14 protein-coding genes are annotated in these 15,576 nt (G+C 62.6%); 12 read left to right on the plus strand and 2 right to left on the minus strand.

The genetic code is table 11. The features are described from left to right. Positions 1-9: 9 nt before the first annotated feature. The 12 genes from RAS12_RS25945 (at position 10) to RAS12_RS26000 (ending at position 12,012) form a co-directional block, all read left to right on the plus strand. Positions 10-975 (plus strand): ABC transporter ATP-binding protein, encoded by a 966-nt coding sequence (locus RAS12_RS25945; protein ID WP_306942783.1) that lies wholly within the window; start codon positions 10-12, stop codon positions 973-975. After that, complete coding sequence (locus RAS12_RS25950; RefSeq protein WP_306942785.1) at positions 972-1,685, plus strand: ABC transporter permease; 714 nt, start codon at positions 972-974, stop codon at positions 1,683-1,685. The genes RAS12_RS25945 and RAS12_RS25950 overlap by 4 nt, the downstream gene beginning before the upstream one ends. Beyond that, on the plus strand, positions 1,682-3,067 hold the full coding sequence (locus tag RAS12_RS25955; protein ID WP_306942787.1) for a GldG family protein: 1,386 nt from the start codon (positions 1,682-1,684) through the stop codon (positions 3,065-3,067). Before RAS12_RS25950 ends, RAS12_RS25955 begins: the two co-directional genes overlap by 4 nt. Then, positions 3,064-3,669, plus strand: coding sequence for an electron transporter SenC (locus RAS12_RS25960; protein WP_306942789.1), 606 nt, complete (start codon positions 3,064-3,066; stop codon positions 3,667-3,669). Before RAS12_RS25955 ends, RAS12_RS25960 begins: the two co-directional genes overlap by 4 nt. Positions 3,670-3,936: 267 nt before the next feature. After that, positions 3,937-4,842, plus strand: coding sequence for a branched-chain amino acid ABC transporter permease (locus RAS12_RS25965; RefSeq protein WP_306942791.1), 906 nt, complete (start codon positions 3,937-3,939; stop codon positions 4,840-4,842). Beyond that, positions 4,842-5,846 (plus strand): branched-chain amino acid ABC transporter permease, encoded by a 1,005-nt coding sequence (locus RAS12_RS25970; RefSeq protein ID WP_306942793.1) that lies wholly within the window; start codon positions 4,842-4,844, stop codon positions 5,844-5,846. Before RAS12_RS25965 ends, RAS12_RS25970 begins: the two co-directional genes overlap by 1 nt. 2 nt (positions 5,847-5,848) lie before the next feature. Then, positions 5,849-6,589, plus strand: a complete 741-nt coding sequence (locus RAS12_RS25975; RefSeq protein WP_306942795.1) for an ABC transporter ATP-binding protein — start codon at positions 5,849-5,851, stop codon at positions 6,587-6,589. Between the two features lie 3 nt (positions 6,590-6,592). Further along, a complete protein-coding gene (locus RAS12_RS25980; RefSeq protein WP_306942797.1) occupies positions 6,593-7,249 on the plus strand; it encodes an ABC transporter ATP-binding protein in 657 nt (218 codons plus the stop codon). A gap of 17 nt (positions 7,250-7,266) precedes the next feature. After that, positions 7,267-8,703, plus strand: a complete 1,437-nt coding sequence (locus RAS12_RS25985; protein ID WP_306942799.1) for an aldehyde dehydrogenase family protein — start codon at positions 7,267-7,269, stop codon at positions 8,701-8,703. 27 nt (positions 8,704-8,730) lie between these two features. Continuing rightward, positions 8,731-9,483, plus strand: coding sequence for a glucose 1-dehydrogenase (locus tag RAS12_RS25990; RefSeq protein ID WP_306942801.1), 753 nt, complete (start codon positions 8,731-8,733; stop codon positions 9,481-9,483). A 63-nt stretch (positions 9,484-9,546) separates the two neighbouring features. Further along, a complete protein-coding gene (locus RAS12_RS25995) occupies positions 9,547-10,671 on the plus strand; it encodes a zinc-dependent alcohol dehydrogenase family protein (protein WP_306942803.1) in 1,125 nt (374 codons plus the stop codon). A 36-nt stretch (positions 10,672-10,707) separates the two neighbouring features. Continuing rightward, positions 10,708-12,012 carry an ABC transporter substrate-binding protein gene (locus RAS12_RS26000; RefSeq protein WP_306942805.1) on the plus strand — a complete coding sequence of 435 codons (1,305 nt, stop codon included), beginning with the start codon at positions 10,708-10,710 and terminating at the stop codon, positions 12,010-12,012. Between the two features lie 84 nt (positions 12,013-12,096). On the opposite strand, the gene RAS12_RS26005 is transcribed toward RAS12_RS26000, so the two are convergent. Both RAS12_RS26005 and RAS12_RS26010 read right to left on the minus strand, forming a co-directional pair. Then, a complete protein-coding gene (locus tag RAS12_RS26005) occupies positions 12,097-14,463 on the minus strand; it encodes a cytochrome P450/oxidoreductase (protein ID WP_306942806.1) in 2,367 nt (788 codons plus the stop codon). Positions 14,464-14,539: 76 nt separating this feature from the next. Beyond that, a complete protein-coding gene (locus tag RAS12_RS26010) occupies positions 14,540-15,529 on the minus strand; it encodes a Bug family tripartite tricarboxylate transporter substrate binding protein (RefSeq protein WP_306942808.1) in 990 nt (329 codons plus the stop codon). Positions 15,530-15,576: the final 47 nt, after the last annotated feature.

The raw sequence follows: 15,576 nt of genomic DNA on the forward strand, positions 1-15,576 counted from the left end.
AGGCGTCCGATGCAGCCCGCTGTTTCTTTGCACGAGGTCTGCAAGTCGTTCGGGCCGCGTCAGGTCCTGCATTCCCTGAGCCTGTCCGTCAGGCCCGGGGAAATTGTGGGCCTGCTGGGTCCGAACGGCAGCGGCAAGACCACCACTCTGCGCTTGATGGCGGGGTTCTATACCCCGGACAGCGGGCGCATCACCATCCACGGCCGTGAGCCGGCCGCAGGACGAGGCAACGCCGATATCGGTTATCTGCCCGAGCGCGCTCCGTTGTATGACGCGCTGACCGTGTTGCAGTACCTGGATTTTGGAGCCAGCGTAAAAGTGGCGGGCGGCGCGCGCGCGCGCCGGCAGGCTATCGAAAGGGCCATCGACGGGTTTGACCTGCAAGGCGTGGCCCGCACCGTGATCGGCCGGCTGTCCAAGGGCCAGCGTCAGCGCGTCGGGCTGGCGCAAGCCGTGCTGAACGATCCGCCCGTGTTGCTGTTGGACGAAGCCACCAACGGTCTGGACCCATTGCAGATTGTCGAGGCGCGCGACATGATCCGGCGCTGCGCCGAAGGCCGCGCGGTCGTGTTCAGCAGCCATCTGATGCAAGAGGTAGAGGCGCTGTGCACTCGCATTGCGATTCTGCGCCAGGGCCGTCTGGTTGAGGACGCGGCCTTGGGCGGCGCACCCGCCGCGCTGCAACTGCATTTGGCGCTTGCCACCGCGCGCCATCCAGCGCTGCACGCCGCATTGTCTGCCTGCCCGGGCGTGCGCGGCGTGGATGCCACATCGCTTGACGGGTCACATAGCAAGTGGCGCATCAGCTGGGACACACAGGAATCCAATGCCAGTGGCGCAAGCTGCGATGCCGTCCTGCGCGTGGTGCTGGCGCACGCCGAGATACGCGCCGTGCTGTCCATGCAAGACGCGGTTGAAACCCGGTTGCTGGCTGCGCTGGCGCCGAACGATCCCCCAATGCGGAGACGCGCATGAGCGGTTTTAGCGCCTTGTACCGGAAAGAATTGCGCACGGACTTCGGGTCGCCGGTGGCACTGGTTGTCGTGGCGGTGTTCTGGGCATTGTCGGGCTACCTGTTCAGCTTCAATCTGTTCTTTGTCAGCACGGGGCAGATGGTGACGGCATTCCACAACATGACCATTCTGCTGATCCTGGTGATGCCGCTGGTCAGCATGCGGGCGTTTGCCGAAGAGGCGCGGCAAGGCACGCTGGAGCTGCTGCTGACCTTGCCGCTGTCGGACTTTACCTTGGTGGCGGCCAAGTACGCCGCAGGCCTGACGATGCTGGCCCTGATGCTGGCGGGCACCACGTCGGCGGTGCTGCCGCTGGCTTGGTATGGACAACCGGACTACGGGCCGATCATCGGCGGATATATCGGCGTGTTCCTGTACGGGGCATTATTTCTGGCCATTGGCATCGCGGTGTCCAGCGCATGTACCAATCAAATCGTGGCAGCCAGCGTGACCTGGGGCATTCTGGTGTTGCTGTGGTTCATTGACTACCCGGCGGCGCTGGACGCCTTTCCGGCCTTGTCGCCGTTCTTTCAAGCGCTGTCATTGTCCGCCCAGCACGTGGACTTTATCCGTGGGGTGTTGCCGGGACCCGCCACCGTCACCCTGGCCAGCGTGGCGGTGCTGGCGTTGATGGTCGCTGCCGTGAATCTGAAGCGCTGGAGGTTGCGATGAGCCGCCACCCTCGTTTGCGCCGGGCGGGTCAGCGCGTGCTGCTGTGGCTGCCCGTGGTGGCCGTAGCCGCGCTGCTTCTGGCATTTAACCTATGGTCGTCGCGCAACTTGGGCCGCATCGACCTGACCGCGCAGCGTCTCTACAGCCTGTCGCCGGAAAGTCTGGAAGTGGCGCGGCAGATCAAACAGCCCGTTGAGGTGACCTGGTTTTATGACCTGCGCAATAAAAGCATGGTCGACGCGTTGGAACTGCTGCGGCAGTACTCGCACGCCAACCCGTTGATACGCGTGCGTGGCGTGGACCCTGCGCTGCGTCCAGCCGAAGCCCGCGAAGCCGGCATTCAGTTCGCGGGCAGCGCGGTGCTGGCGTCGGATGCGCGCAAGATGACGATCAATGGCGGCACCGAAACCGATTTCACCAATGCGTTGATCCGCATCAGCCAGCGCGGTGCGCAAACGGTGTGTTTCACGCAAGGTCACCGCGAGGCCATGCTGGATAGCCTGACGTCGCTGGACGATCTGGAAGACCACGGCGACGACGAGAACCTGGTGGCGCGCGTTGAAGTGCACGAGCAGCACGGCATGGCAATGGCGCGCAATGCCTTGCAGACCCTGGGCTTTGCCACTCGGGCGGTCAACGCAGGCGGTCTATCGCAAGCGCTGCCGCGCTGCGCTGTGGTGGTGGCTGCCGGGCCGCGCACTCCGTTTGGCGCTGACGATGCGGATGCCCTGCGCCGGTGGACTGCGGCGGGCGGCAAGACGTTGCTGCTGCTGGAGCCCGATACCCAGCATGGGCTGGACGCGCTGCTGGGCGACTTCGGCATCGCGCGTCCTGCTGGCGCGCTAGTTGATCCGGGCAGTCACTATCGCAATGACCCGGGCAGCCCTGCCGTCAGCGATTACACCCGCCACAAGATGACGCGCGGCCTGCCACTCAGCTTTTTTCCCGGAGTGGCAGGATTGGAACCCGCCGGGGACAGCCTGCCGAAAGGTGTGGTTGTGACGCCGCTTGCGCAGACATCGGATCAGGCGCACCTGCCGGGCCAACCCGCCTCGCGCTACACCTTGATGGCGCTGGCCACGCGCAACGCGCAGGCGTCCAGTGACGACGGGTCGGCGCGCCCGACGCTGTTGGTGGCGGGCGATAGCGACTTTGCCACCAACCGCCATTTCGCAACCTTGGGCAATGGCGCCTTGTTTACCAGCGCGGTGACGTTGCTGGCAGGCGAAGACGCGTTGTTGACGATCCGGCCGCGCCACTACGAGAACCGCCGCGTCGAACTGAGCAACCGCCAGATGCGTACCGTGTTCTGGACCAGCACAGTCGCTTTGCCGCTGCTTGCTTTGATGGCTGGCTTGTTGCTGTGGTGGAGGCGCCGGTGAACGCGGCGCGAATCTTCTGGCCGCTCGCGTTGTCGGCAGGCGTGTTGCTATCGGTCTGGCAATGGCATGAGAGCCGTCACGCGCCGGCCTCCAGCGACGGACACTCCCATCTGCATGACGACAGCGGCAAGCCCGCGCGCCTGTACGCATGGGACGCAGGTCAGGCGGCGCGAATCGTGTTGACTACTCCTGAGATGGCTTTGGTGTTGACCCGTGGGGAACAAGGGTGGAGCGCGATGCCTCCGGGACAGGGTAGCGGTTTCGATGCGGCGGACTTCGTGTCGCTGTTTTCACAAGCCCGCAGCGACCGCGTGCTGACCCCGCATGCCGATGAGTCATATGGGCTGCGTCCTCCCCAACTGCGTATAGCCATCAGCGACGCCTCGGGCGGGCGCCTGGCGCAAATGGATGTAGGCGCGTTGGCGCCGGATGGACTAGGCCGTTATGTGCAATTGCCTGGCGAGACGCAGATACGGATCATCCCCAACTACCAGACGCGGGCGGCGCTGGCAGCGGTGATACAGGTAAACCCGAATGCCGAAAGCCCTCCGTCGACGGTCACTCTAATGCTTATGAAACCAGCCTTGCGCAAAGATAAATAGGCGCTGTCCTATACGCGTACCTATACTTTGATCCCACTAACAGACAGGTTCGAAACGGCCCCTGAGCGGCCGGCGAACTGTCAAAAAATAGCGCCTTCCCACTGGTTTCGCGTTGATTCACGAGCACGCTGGGCAAGGTTCATCACGAGACAAGGGCGCGCGGTGCGCGCCCCGGGCCACAAGCCCGCGCCGCCGTGCAGGGGATTTACGTTGCCGCGGCAACGCATCGCCCGCGCAGCTGGCGCTTAGCGTATTGGGAGAAGACGCTTGACCTTGGATCTACTGCCTCTCGCCTTGGTGGATGGCGTGGCATACGCCAGTCTGCTGTTCTTGGTATCAATGGGGTTAACCCTGGTGTTCGGTGTGATGGGCATTTTGAATGTTGCTCATGGCGCCTTCTACGCCTTTGGCGGTTACGCCGCAGCCAGCCTGGTTATGTTCCTGGCGCCCAAAACCGATTCGCCTTTCCTGCTGTTTGCCGCGCTGTTCGTGGCCGCCATTGCCGTGGGCCTGGCCCTGGGCAGCATCATGGAATTCGTGCTGATCCGGCGCGCCCAGAATTACGATCCCATCCTGAAGCTGCTGATTACGTTTGGCGGCTTCCTGATGCTTGAAGACATTCAACGCCTGTTGTGGGGCGCGCAGCCCTACAGCGCAAGCGAAGTCGTGAACCGCCTGGGCAATATCGAAATAGGCGACATCACTTACACGACATATCAACTGGTAGTGGTGCCGGTCACGGCTGTACTGGCCTACGTGTGCCTGGAATTTTTCCTGCGCCACACCAAGCTGGGCAAGCAAACGGTGGCGACCACGCACAACCGTGAAGTCGCGACCTCGCTCGGTATCAACGCCAAGAAGATTGGCTACGTGACTTTTGTGATCGCGACCATTCTGGGCGCACTGGGCGGCGCGCTGGCGGCACCCACCACATCGCTGGTGCCGGGCGCGGGAACCGACATGACAGTGCTGTCGTTCGCTGTTGTGGCTACCGCGGGCCTGGGCCAGATCACCGGCGCGCTGATTGCGGCGCTTTTGATCGGCGTCATCCGCGCCATCGCCGTGTATGCCGCACCCGAGCTGGAAGTGGCAGTTCCCTACATCATCATGGTGCTGGTGCTGATTATCCGGCCGCATGGTTTGTTCACTGTCGCCCAAGCCCGGAGGATCTGATGAAAGTCGCCGTACTCAGCCTCGCGGCCGCGCTGGCCACGCTATTTCTTGGCTACAACCTTTCCTGGACCATCACGCCGATCGTCATCGGCCTGACCTACGCCATTGCAGCGCTGGGCGTTTCGGTGATGGCCCGCGCCGGCCAGATCTCGTTCGGCCACGCCATGTATTCCTGCATCTCCGCCTATACCGTCGCGTTTCTGGCCCGCGCCATGCCGGGCACTGATGCGCTGGTGCTGATTCTGGCGGGCGTTGCAGCCAGCTTTGTGTCGGCCATCGTGATTGGCCTGTTCGTGGTGCGCTATCGCGGCATCTTCTTTGGCATGTTGAACCTGGCCCTGAGCATGGTGTTGTTCGCGCTGCTGGGCAAGCTCTACACCCTGACGGGCGGCTCCGATGGGCTGCGTATCGTGCGTCCCGCCATGGCCGGCATTGTGATGGAGCGCGAGTCGTTTGAGCGCGCGCTGCTGGTCGTGACGTTGGTGCTGTCGCTGGTGTTGGCCTGGTGGGTGCAGCGCTACTTCCGATCGGGTAGCGGCCAAGCGTTGTCTGCCATCAAGACGAACGAAACGCGCATTGAATATCTGGGGTTTTCTGCCTATTTCATTATGTGGAAGGGGTATTTGCTGTCGGCCGTGGTGGTTGGATTCTCGGGCGCGATCCTGGCCTTGATGCAGGGGCTTGTGACGCCGGAAATCGGTTCATGGCTGCGTTCGGGTGAGTTCGTGTTCATCACGATTCTGGGCGGGGCAGGGCATGCGGCGGGCGCGTTCTTGGGGGCTGTTGGATTCGAAACGGTCAAGCTGGTGTCGGCTGCCTATTTCCCGGGCCTGTGGCAATTCCTGCTGGGCCTGACCTTGATTCTGGTGATCTTCATGTTCCCCACGGGTTTTGTCGGCCAGATCATGAAGCGCGTCGCGGCGCAAAAGCGTGCCCAAATGCGCGCCCAAACGCGGACGCAGACGCCTGCCCAGGCCCGCGTGCAATCGCCGGCAAGGAATTGAAGATGAAACCTCTTATTCAAACCACCGGACTGACGCTGTCCTTTGGCGGTGTGGTTGCCGCCGACAACATCAACTTTGAACTGCACGAAGGCGAACGCCTGGCGGTCATCGGGCAAAACGGCGCAGGCAAGACCACCTTTATCAATATCTGCACGGGTTATCTGGCGCCATCCAAAGGCAAGGTGTATTTCGACGGGCGCGACGTGACGGCCATGGCGCCGCGCAAGATCGTGCGGATGGGGCTGGGCCGCTCGTTTCAGCTTCCGCAGTTGTTCACCGAGCACACCGTACGCCAATGCGTGCAAATTGCCGCTGCGCGCCGCAACAAGGAACTGAGCTGGTTCCGCTCGTTGGAAAGCACGATTGACGAGAAGGAAGTGGACGCCACGCTGGACCTGGTGGGACTGCTTGCGGAAGCCGATGAAGCCTCCATTGAATTGCCCGAAGGCAAGCGCAAGCTGCTGGATGTGGCGATGGCGCTGGCGCTGCGGCCCAAACTCCTGATCATGGACGAGCCGACCAGCGGCGTGGCTTCCGAAGACAAATTCGCCTTGATGGAAACCGTGATGCACGCGCTGGATGAACGCCGCGTGACCAGTTGGTTTGTCGAACACGATGTGGACATTGTGTCGCGCTACGCCACGCGTGTCGCGGCCTGGATCGCGGGCAAGGTGGCCGCCGACGGGTCTCCCGCCGAGGTCTTGAATAACCCGCAGATCAAAAGCGAAGTGCTGGGGGCCTGAACCATGTTGAATCTATCGGCCATCAATGTCGACCTGGCAGGCAACCGCATCCTGCGCGACGTCAGTGCCAGCTTTGAACCCGGAAAAACCATAGGCATCGTGGGCCGCAACGGCGCGGGCAAGACCACGCTGCTGCGCACCATCATGGGCCTGACGCGCATCAAGTCTGGAACGATCGCGTTTGAAGGCACCGATCTGACGGCAATGCCGGGGCACAAGCGAGCTGCGTTGAAAGTGGGCTACGCGCCCGAAGACCGCGTGATATTCCCGACCATGACGGTCGAAGAAAACTTGAACCTGCCGTGCGAAGTGCAGGGGCAGTCCAAAGCGGAGATCGCGGCCCGTATCGAAACGGTGCTGAAAGTGGTGCCACAGGTAGAACCGATGCTCAAGCGTTCGGGTTCCGCGCTGTCGGGCGGGCAAGGAAAGATGGTGGCGCTTGCGCGCGCCATCATGGTTGGCACGCGCTTATTGATGCTGGACGAACCTTTCCAAGGGTTGGCGCCGAAGCTCGCGCGTGACTACACCGAAGCATTGGCGCGGCTGAAAGAGCTGCAACCCGAGTTATGCGTGGTGATCACCGAGTCCAACGTGAAGTTGCTTGGCGATATCCCCGACCAGATATGGACGATTGAGCGCGGCTCGATCACCTTGAACTGAATTCCACGGAGCATTCCATGACGCAAATGATTATCAACGGCCAGCAGGCCGATGCCCGCGACGGGCGCACCATTGATGTGGTGTCGCCCGTAGACGGCGCCGTGTTCACCACCATTCCACGGGGCCAGCAGGCCGATGTGGATGCGGCGGTGAAAGCCGCTCGCGCCGCGCTGGATGGCGATTGGGGCCGGATGACCGCGTTGGAGCGGGGCCGTTTGATGCTGCGCCTGGGCGAGTCCGTGCTGGCGCACCATGAAGAACTCGCGCAACTGGAGTCGCGCGATACCGGCAAACCTATGTCGACGGCGCGTGGCGACATCACGGTGCTGGCGCGCTACTTCGAGTTCTACGGCGGCGCGGCAGATAAGGTGCATGGCCAGACGATTCCGTTCCAGAAGGACTATTCCGTACAACTGATACGCGAACCGCTGGGCGTCACCGCTCACATCATTCCCTGGAACTACCCGGCGCAGATGTTTGGCCGCAGCGTGGCCCCGGCCTTGGCCATGGGCAATGCCAGTGTGGTCAAGCCCGCCGAAGACGCGTGCCTGTCCATTATTCGCGTCGCCGAGCTGGCGCTGGAAGTCGGGTTTCCGGCCGGCGCTCTGAATGTGGTGACCGGGCTGGGCGAAGAGGCGGGCGCCAGCCTGTCGCGCCACCCTGACATCAATTTCATTACGTTTACGGGCTCCAACGAAGTCGGCGTATTGATCCAGCAGGCGGCCGCCGTCAATGCGGTCAAGTGTGTGCTGGAACTGGGCGGCAAGTCGGCGCACATCGTTTTTGACGACGCCAACTACAAGCTGGCCATTCCCGCCATCGTGAAAGGCATCGTTCACAACACCGGCCAGACGTGTACGGCTGGCAGCCGGCTGCTGGTACAGAAGGGCATCTACGCCGATTTCATGAAGGCGCTGGCGGCGGAGTTTTCCAAGGTGCGCGCAGGCACGCCCGATATGGACCTGACTTGCGGCCCTGTCGTCAATAAAGCGCAGTTCGAACGCGTCAACCGCTACATCGCCAAAGGCCTGGCCGACGGCTTGAAGGTGGCAGCCGAAGGCGGCATTGCTGACGGCGTGCCGGCCGGCGGCTACTTCGTCAAACCGACGCTGTTCAGCGCGCCAGACCATGGCAGCGTCCTGCTGACGGAAGAGATCTTTGGCCCCGTTCTGGTAGCGCTGCCTTTCGAGACCGAGGCCGACGCCATCCGATTGGCCAACGCCACCGACTACGGCTTGCTGGGCGCGGTCTGGACCGAGAACGGCGGACGCCAGCAGCGCGTGGCGCGCGGCATCAAGTGCGGTCAGGTCTACATCAATGGATTTGGCGCGGGCGGCGGCGTGGAACTGCCGTTTGGCGGGGTGAAGAAAAGCGGTCACGGGCGCGAAAAGGGATTCATCGCCCTGGAAGAAATGAGCACCACCAAGACGCTAATCCAATTCTATGGCGAATGATCGCCAAGCATCAGACGGAGACAATAAATGAGCCAGTTGCAAGGTAAGGTCGCGATCGTTACAGGCGGGGGTAATGGGTTTGGCGAAGGCATCGTCAAGCTGTATGCCAAGGAAGGCGCCAAGGTCGTTATCGCCGATATCAACAAAGAAGCCGCTGATCGCGTTGCCGCCGAAATCGGCGCGGCCGCACTGGCGGTCAAGGCCGATGTGTCCAGCCGGGCGGATATCGATAACGCGGTGCGCGTCTGCCTGGAAAAATTCGGGTCGGTCGACATCGTGGTCAACAACGCCGCCATTACCCACAAGAACCAGCCGATGCTGGATGTGGACGAGGCCATGTTCGACCGCATGTTCGACATCAACGTGAAGTCCATCTATCACATGGCGCAGGCCGTGGTGCCGGTGATGCGCAAGCAAAAGCGCGGCGTGATTCTGAATGTGGGATCGACGGCAGGCATTCGTCCGCGTCCGGGACTCAGCTGGTACAACGCGTCCAAAGGCGCGGTCAACGTGCTGTCCAAGTCGATGGCTGTGGAACTGGGCCCGGACGGCATCCGCGTCAACGCCATCTGCCCGGTCATGGGTATTACCGGCATGTTTGAGCTTTTCATGGGCCTGCCCGACACGCCAGAGAACCGCGCCAAGTTTGTGTCCACGATTCCGCTTGGCCGCTTCTGCCAGCCGTCGGACGTGGCGGCGGCCGCGTTGTTCCTGGCGAGCGACGCCGCGGAATTCATCACGGGTGTGGAATTCCCCGTGGATGGCGGCCGCACCGTCTAAGCCGTTTGCGAGTGCGCCCGGCTATTCGGGCGCTTTCCTCTCTCTTCAGTGGGTGTCAGACGCATGAAAATCAGAGCGGCGTTGCTACGGAACGTAGGGGTTGAAGGCCCCTACGCACAAACCCGGCCATTGACCATCACGGAAATCGAACTGGACCCGCCGGGTACGGGCGAGGTGCTGGTCAAGATTCATGCGGCGGGGCTGTGTCATTCGGATCTGTCGGTCATCAACGGCGACCGTCCGCGCGGCGTGCCCATCGTGTTGGGGCATGAATCATCTGGCGAAGTGGTGGAAACCGGGCCAGGGGTGACGGACCTGAAACCGGGTGATCACATTGCCATGGTGTTTGTACCCAGCTGCGGTTGCTGCAACCCGTGCATGGAAGGCCGTCCGGCCTTGTGCGAACCGGGTGCCGCGGCCAACACTCAGGGCACCTTGCTGGGCGGAGACCGCCGCCTGCATATCGGCGACGAATACATCAATCACCATACCGGCGTCTCGTGCTTTGCCGAGTACGCGGTGGTCTCGCGCCGGTCTTGCGTCAAGGTCAATGTCGAACTCAGCCATCGCGAAGCCGCCTTGTTCGGCTGCGCGGTGTTGACGGGCGCTGGCGCGGTGCTCAACCGGGCGCGCATCAAAGCGGGTGATACGGCAGCCATCGTCGGTTTGGGCGGGGTCGGGCTTAGCGCTTTGCTGGCGGCGGTGGCCGCGGGCGCGCGCCGTGTTGTGGCGGTGGACCTCAGCGACGAGAAGCTGGCGCTGGCCAAGGAACTGGGCGCCACGCATGTCGTGAACCCCAAGCAAATCAAAACCGATGACGATCTGTTCGATCTGGCTGGCGGCCGGGTGGACTACGGGTTTGACATGGCGGGCGCCGTGCCCGCGTTTGAAACCGCCTACAAGCTGACCCGCCGAGGCGGGGCGACTGTCACGTCTGGTTTGCCCAATCCGAAGTTCAGCTTTCCGTTGTCGCTGTCGCAGATGGTGGGCGAAGAGCGCGACATCCGCGGCAGCTACCTGGGCTCAGGCGTGCCCGCCATTGACATCAGTCGCTACATCGATCTGTACAAGGCCGGCCAATTGCCGGTCGACCGGATGATGGGTAAATCCTTTTCGCTGGACCAGATCAACGAGGGGTTCGATCACCTCGCCACCGGCGGCAGCCTGCGCGACGCCATCGTTTTCTAAGGGCATAGACCCGACTACAACACTGGAGACAAGACCATGAAAACCTCAAGACTGGCTGCCCTGCTGGGCGCCACCCTGTTGTCAGGATTTACGGCGCTGGCAGGCGCCGCTGACAAACCCAAGGAACTGAACATCGGCATCTCGACCTTCCTGTCGGGGTCGGCGTCCGTATTCGGCGTGCCAGCGCGCGACGCGGCGGATATCCTGATTCAGGACATCAACGCCAACGGCGGCATCGATGGCGTGAAAATCGTGCCCAGCTACATCGACGAAGGCGGCGGCGGCGAAAAGCTGCTGTCCGAGTACCGCCGGTTGGCCGAAGGCGGCACGCGCGTCATGCTGTCTGCCATTTCCAGCGGCCACTGCAATATCGTCGCGCCCGTGGCCGAAGACCTGAAAGTGCTGAATGTGCTGTGGGACTGCGGCACCGAGAAAGCGCTGGAAGGCAAGAAGTACAAGTATGTGGTGCGCACGCAGGCCAACGCCACCACGGAGATGGTCGCGCAGGTGCTGTACCTGATGAAGGTCAAACCTGACTTCAAGACGATTGCCATCGTCAACCAGGACTACGCTTGGGGCCGGGATTCGCGCGATATCTTCATGGCTGCGCTGAAGAAATTCAAGCCAGACGTGAAGGTGGTGGCCGAGATGTTCCCGAAGTTTGGCGCTGCCGACTTCTCGACCGAAATCAGCCGTTTGCAAGCGCTGCGCCCGGACGTGATTGTGTCGACCTCATGGGGCGGCGATCTGGACAACTTCGTGCGCCAGGCTTCGCAACGCAACCTGTTCAAGAACTCCACCTTTGTGTTGTCGCTGGCCGAAAGCTCCTTGGAGCGCTTGGGCACGGCCTTGCCTGAAGGCGTGCTGGTTGGCGCCCGGGGCGACCACTACTTCCTGCACCCTGAAACCAAGGATGATCCGCAGCACCAGGCTTTCGTGAAGAAGTTCCACGACAAGACGGGCGCCTATCCGATCTACTCGGTCTATCACATGGTGCAAGCCATCCAGGGTCTGAAGGCTGGCTACGAAAAGGCGATCAAGGACAACGGCGGCGCGTGGCCTTCTCCGGAACAAGTGGCGGCCGCAATGCATGACGTGAGCTTCAAGGGTTATGGCCGCGAGGTCAAGATGCACCGCGCTGACGGTCAGGGCCTGGAAGCGCAGCTGTTTGGCATTACGAAGAAGAGCGACAAGTATCCGTTCAAGGTGCTGGCTGACATCACCATCATTCCGGCAGAGCTGGTCACCCCGGGCGTGTCGGATACGTCGATGGAATGGATCGACAAGAGCCTGACGCCGGATGTGTTGAAGAGCGATCAGATCAAGGTGTACGCGAACTGAGCAAGCGGTGTTGTGTGCAGGGATGCCCCGGCGAGCAATCGCCGGGGTTTTTTTTGCGCTGGGCCAAGGCGCCTTTGGCGCAGACTAGAGTTCCAGAACGATCTTCTTGCCGCCGCAGGCGCGTGAGCAGCAGGCCATCATCTTGTTGTTCGCGTCGCGTTCGGTGCGCGTCAGCACTACGTCGCGGTGGTCAATATCGCCTTCCAGTACGCGCACTTCGCACGACCCGCACAAGCCTTCTTCGCAATCGCTCTGCACGTCGATGTTGGCGCTGCGCAGCGCGGCAAGCAGCGTTTGATCCGCTGGCACCGTGATGGAGATGCCCGAGTCTTTCAGCACGGCCTCGAAAGACTGCTCCTTGGAAGGATCCAAGGTGCCCAGCGTGGAATGGAAGTGCTCGACACGCAGCGCATCTTCCGGCCACACAGCGCAACAGCCCGCCAGCGCATCCAGCAGATTCTGCGGACCGCAAGCGTAGATCTGCGTGCCCGCATGGGGCGCGGCCAACAGTTCGGCGTAATCCGCGCGCAGCCCTTCGTCCTTGGCATGCACATGCAGCTTGTCGCCATGCAGCGCGGCCAGTTCGTCCAGCATGGCCATGCAGCGCCGCGAACGGCCGCTGTAGTGCAGCTGATAATCAAGACCCAATTCACGCGCGCGCCGCGCCATCGCGCTGATGGGCGTGATACCGATGCCGCCGGCGATCAGGATCAACTTTTCGGCGGACTCGTTCATGCGGAAGTGATTGCGCGGGCCGCGAATGCGCAGCCGCGCGCCAGGCACGGCGTGGTCATGCATCCAGGCGGAGCCGCCGCGTCCATCGGGTTCCTTCAGTACGGCGATTTCGAACACGCCGGTCTCGGCAGGGTCTCCGCATAACGAGTATTGGCGCGACAGGCCGGTGTCGCCGCATTCGACGTCGATGTGCGAGCCCGGCGTCCAGCGCGGCAAGGGCTTGCCGTCCGGCGAGGCCAGCCGCAGACGCAGGATGCCATCGGCGGCGTGGACGGCGCTCTGCACGACCACCGGACGCGTAATGGCATGCGATGACGGCTCGCCGATACGGACCGGATGCGCGTGGTCCAGCAGGTCTGGCGCCGAACGTTCGGGATTGCGCTCCGCGTCCCATTCCACCCACAGGTGCTCAGGTCCGCGGAACGAGGTGTTGGGCACGTAGGTGAACGACTGCTCGGACAGCTTTAAGTGCGGCAGGCGGCGCGTCAGCTCTTCCAGGAAGATCTGCATTTCCATGCGTGCCAGATTCTTGCCCATGCACTGGTGCGAGCCGTAGCCGAAGGTCAGCTGGTCGCTGGCGTTTTCGCGGCGGATGTCGAACAGGTCGGCATCGGCGAACTGCCCTTCGTCATGGTTGGCGGACGAGGTTACGATCAGCAGCTTGGAGCCGGCCGGAATGGCGATGCCGGCAATTTCCACATCGCGCGTGGCCAGCCTGCGCCATGCGGCAACCGAGCCATTGTGGCGCAGACATTCTTCTACCGCGTTGGGAATCAGGTCAGGGTCTTCGCAGATCTCGCGCCACGCGTCCGGGTGCTGCAACAGCAGTTTGAACGCATTGGCGGACGCATTGGCCGTGGTTTCATGAGCGGCGACAATGCCCGCCATCATCATTGAGTGCAGGTAGGAATCCGTGACGACTTCCGGGTGCGTCTGTTGCTTGCGCAGGCCGTACTGCATCCAGCCCGGGCCCGATGGATCTTGCCGCATCTTGTCCAGAATCTTGCCGGCCAGTTGCCAGAAGTTGCCCACCGCATGGGCCACGGCAACCTGTTCCTCGGGCTTGGGGCGGCCCCAGGTATTGACGGTGTGCGCGATGGAATACTGGCGCAACAGATCCATGTCTTCTTCCGGCACGCCCAGAAAGTGCAGGGCGACCGTCAGCGGCACCTCCCACAGCATCTGATCTACCAGGTCGGCACGGCCATCGTTGATGAAACGATCGACGTATTCGCGCGTCAGCCTGCGCACCATGGGTTCGTGGTGTTTCAGTTCTTCGGGCGTGAATGGGTCCATCAGCACGCGGCGGCGCGGCATGTGGGCGGGTTCGTCCTCGTTCACCAAGGTACGGTTCATGGCGTAGCCATAGGTGGCCAGTACCGCGTTGGCTTCAGGCCCGGTCGGCGTGATTTTCTCTAGCGCGATGGACGGGCTGAAGGTCAGGTTGTCGCGGAAGATCGCCTTGATATCCTCGTATCGCGTCACCACCCAGTAGCCCAGCTTGGGGCTATAGAACACCGGCTCCTGATCGCGTGCCCAGCGCACGTATTCGGGCGGGTCCTGCTGGTAGCCGTCGCCAAACGGGTCAAACTCGGCGGCGCGCGCGCTTACCGGACAGCCGGTGGGGCCCTGGCTCGGCAAGTTTTGCGTGGCGGCCAGCGCCGTGTGATCGATGGGACAGCCCGACGGGCGCGAGGGGGTAGGGGATTGGCTCATGAGATCGTTCCGTGTGTTCGTCCTGCGGGCCTGCCGGGCTTGCGGGTTGCCCCGGCGCCGGGCAGGCCGGATTACCTTAGTCCAGCGTGATGTGCAGATCGGTGATCAGCTTTTGCCAGCGTGCGCGTTCGCCCACCAGCATGTCAGCGTACTGCGCGGGGGTGTTGCCCACGGGCTCGATGCCGAATTCGATCAGGCGCTGGCGTGTGGGGGGATCATTGATGGTGGCCACCACTTGTTTGTTCAGCGCGTCGATGACGGGTTGCGGAGTGCCTGCGGGCACCACCACGCCAACCTGCGCGGCGGCTTCCACATTCTTCAGACCGATCTCGGCAAAGGTGGGCACGTCCGGCAACTGCGCCAGACGGGTTGGGTTGGCAACTGCCAAGGCTTTGACCTTGCCGCCATTGATGAAGCCGGCGCCCGCCGCCAGATCCACCATCATCGCGGGAATCTGGCCACCCGCAACATCCGCCAGCGCGGGTGATGCGCCCCGGTACGGCACGTGCGTCATGGTCAGGCCGCCCTCTACCTTCAACAATTCCATCGCCAGATGATGCGGGCTGCCCGCGCCGGCCGATCCATAGTCCAGACCGTCCTTGCGAGATTTGGCCTCGGCCAGGAATTCCTGCACGGTGTTGACCTTCATGGCGGGACCCACCACCAGAATCATCGGAAAACGTCCCATCAAGGTGACGGGCGCCAGATCCTTCGCGGGGTCATACGACAGCTTCTTGTACAGCGCGGGATTGAACACCAGCGTGCCGTTGTCGGCAGACAGCATGGTGTAGCCGTCGGCCGGTGCACGCGCCGTTTCGGACGCGGCAATGGCGGTGTTGCCGCCCGGCTTGTTTTCGATCACAACTGGCTGGCCCAGGCGGCCGGTCAAACCCTGACCGATGCTGCGCGCCAAAAAATCAGACCCGCCGCCTGCGGCATACGGCACGATCCAGCGCACCGGCTTGGCCGGATAGGCGGACGGCGCTTGCTGGGCGAAAGCGCTGGCACAGGCCAGCAGGGGCAGGGCCAGCAGCCCGGTCAGAACGTGTTGCTTCAAGGTGCGCATAGGCTGTCTCCTTTTTGGGATTGCCAGTTGGCATCCCTTCTTTTGCG

Source organism: Achromobacter seleniivolatilans (genome assembly GCF_030864005.1).
GTDB classification, from domain to species: Bacteria; Pseudomonadota; Gammaproteobacteria; order Burkholderiales; family Burkholderiaceae_B; genus Achromobacter; species Achromobacter seleniivolatilans.

Coding starts and splice junctions, on each gene's coding strand:
- RAS12_RS25945 (WP_306942783.1), top strand. CDS start 10: ATGCAGCCCGCTGTTTCTTTGCACGAGGTCTGCAAGTCGTTCGGGCCG.
- RAS12_RS25950 (WP_306942785.1), top strand. CDS start 972: ATGAGCGGTTTTAGCGCCTTGTACCGGAAAGAATTGCGCACGGACTTC.
- RAS12_RS25955 (WP_306942787.1), top strand. CDS start 1,682: ATGAGCCGCCACCCTCGTTTGCGCCGGGCGGGTCAGCGCGTGCTGCTG.
- RAS12_RS25970 (WP_306942793.1), top strand. CDS start 4,842: ATGAAAGTCGCCGTACTCAGCCTCGCGGCCGCGCTGGCCACGCTATTT.
- RAS12_RS25975 (WP_306942795.1), top strand. CDS start 5,849: ATGAAACCTCTTATTCAAACCACCGGACTGACGCTGTCCTTTGGCGGT.
- RAS12_RS25980 (WP_306942797.1), top strand. CDS start 6,593: ATGTTGAATCTATCGGCCATCAATGTCGACCTGGCAGGCAACCGCATC.
- RAS12_RS25985 (WP_306942799.1), top strand. CDS start 7,267: ATGACGCAAATGATTATCAACGGCCAGCAGGCCGATGCCCGCGACGGG.
- RAS12_RS25990 (WP_306942801.1), top strand. CDS start 8,731: ATGAGCCAGTTGCAAGGTAAGGTCGCGATCGTTACAGGCGGGGGTAAT.
- RAS12_RS25995 (WP_306942803.1), top strand. CDS start 9,547: ATGAAAATCAGAGCGGCGTTGCTACGGAACGTAGGGGTTGAAGGCCCC.
- RAS12_RS26000 (WP_306942805.1), top strand. CDS start 10,708: ATGAAAACCTCAAGACTGGCTGCCCTGCTGGGCGCCACCCTGTTGTCA.
- RAS12_RS26005 (WP_306942806.1), bottom strand. CDS start 14,463: ATGAGCCAATCCCCTACCCCCTCGCGCCCGTCGGGCTGTCCCATCGAT.
- RAS12_RS26010 (WP_306942808.1), bottom strand. CDS start 15,529: ATGCGCACCTTGAAGCAACACGTTCTGACCGGGCTGCTGGCCCTGCCC.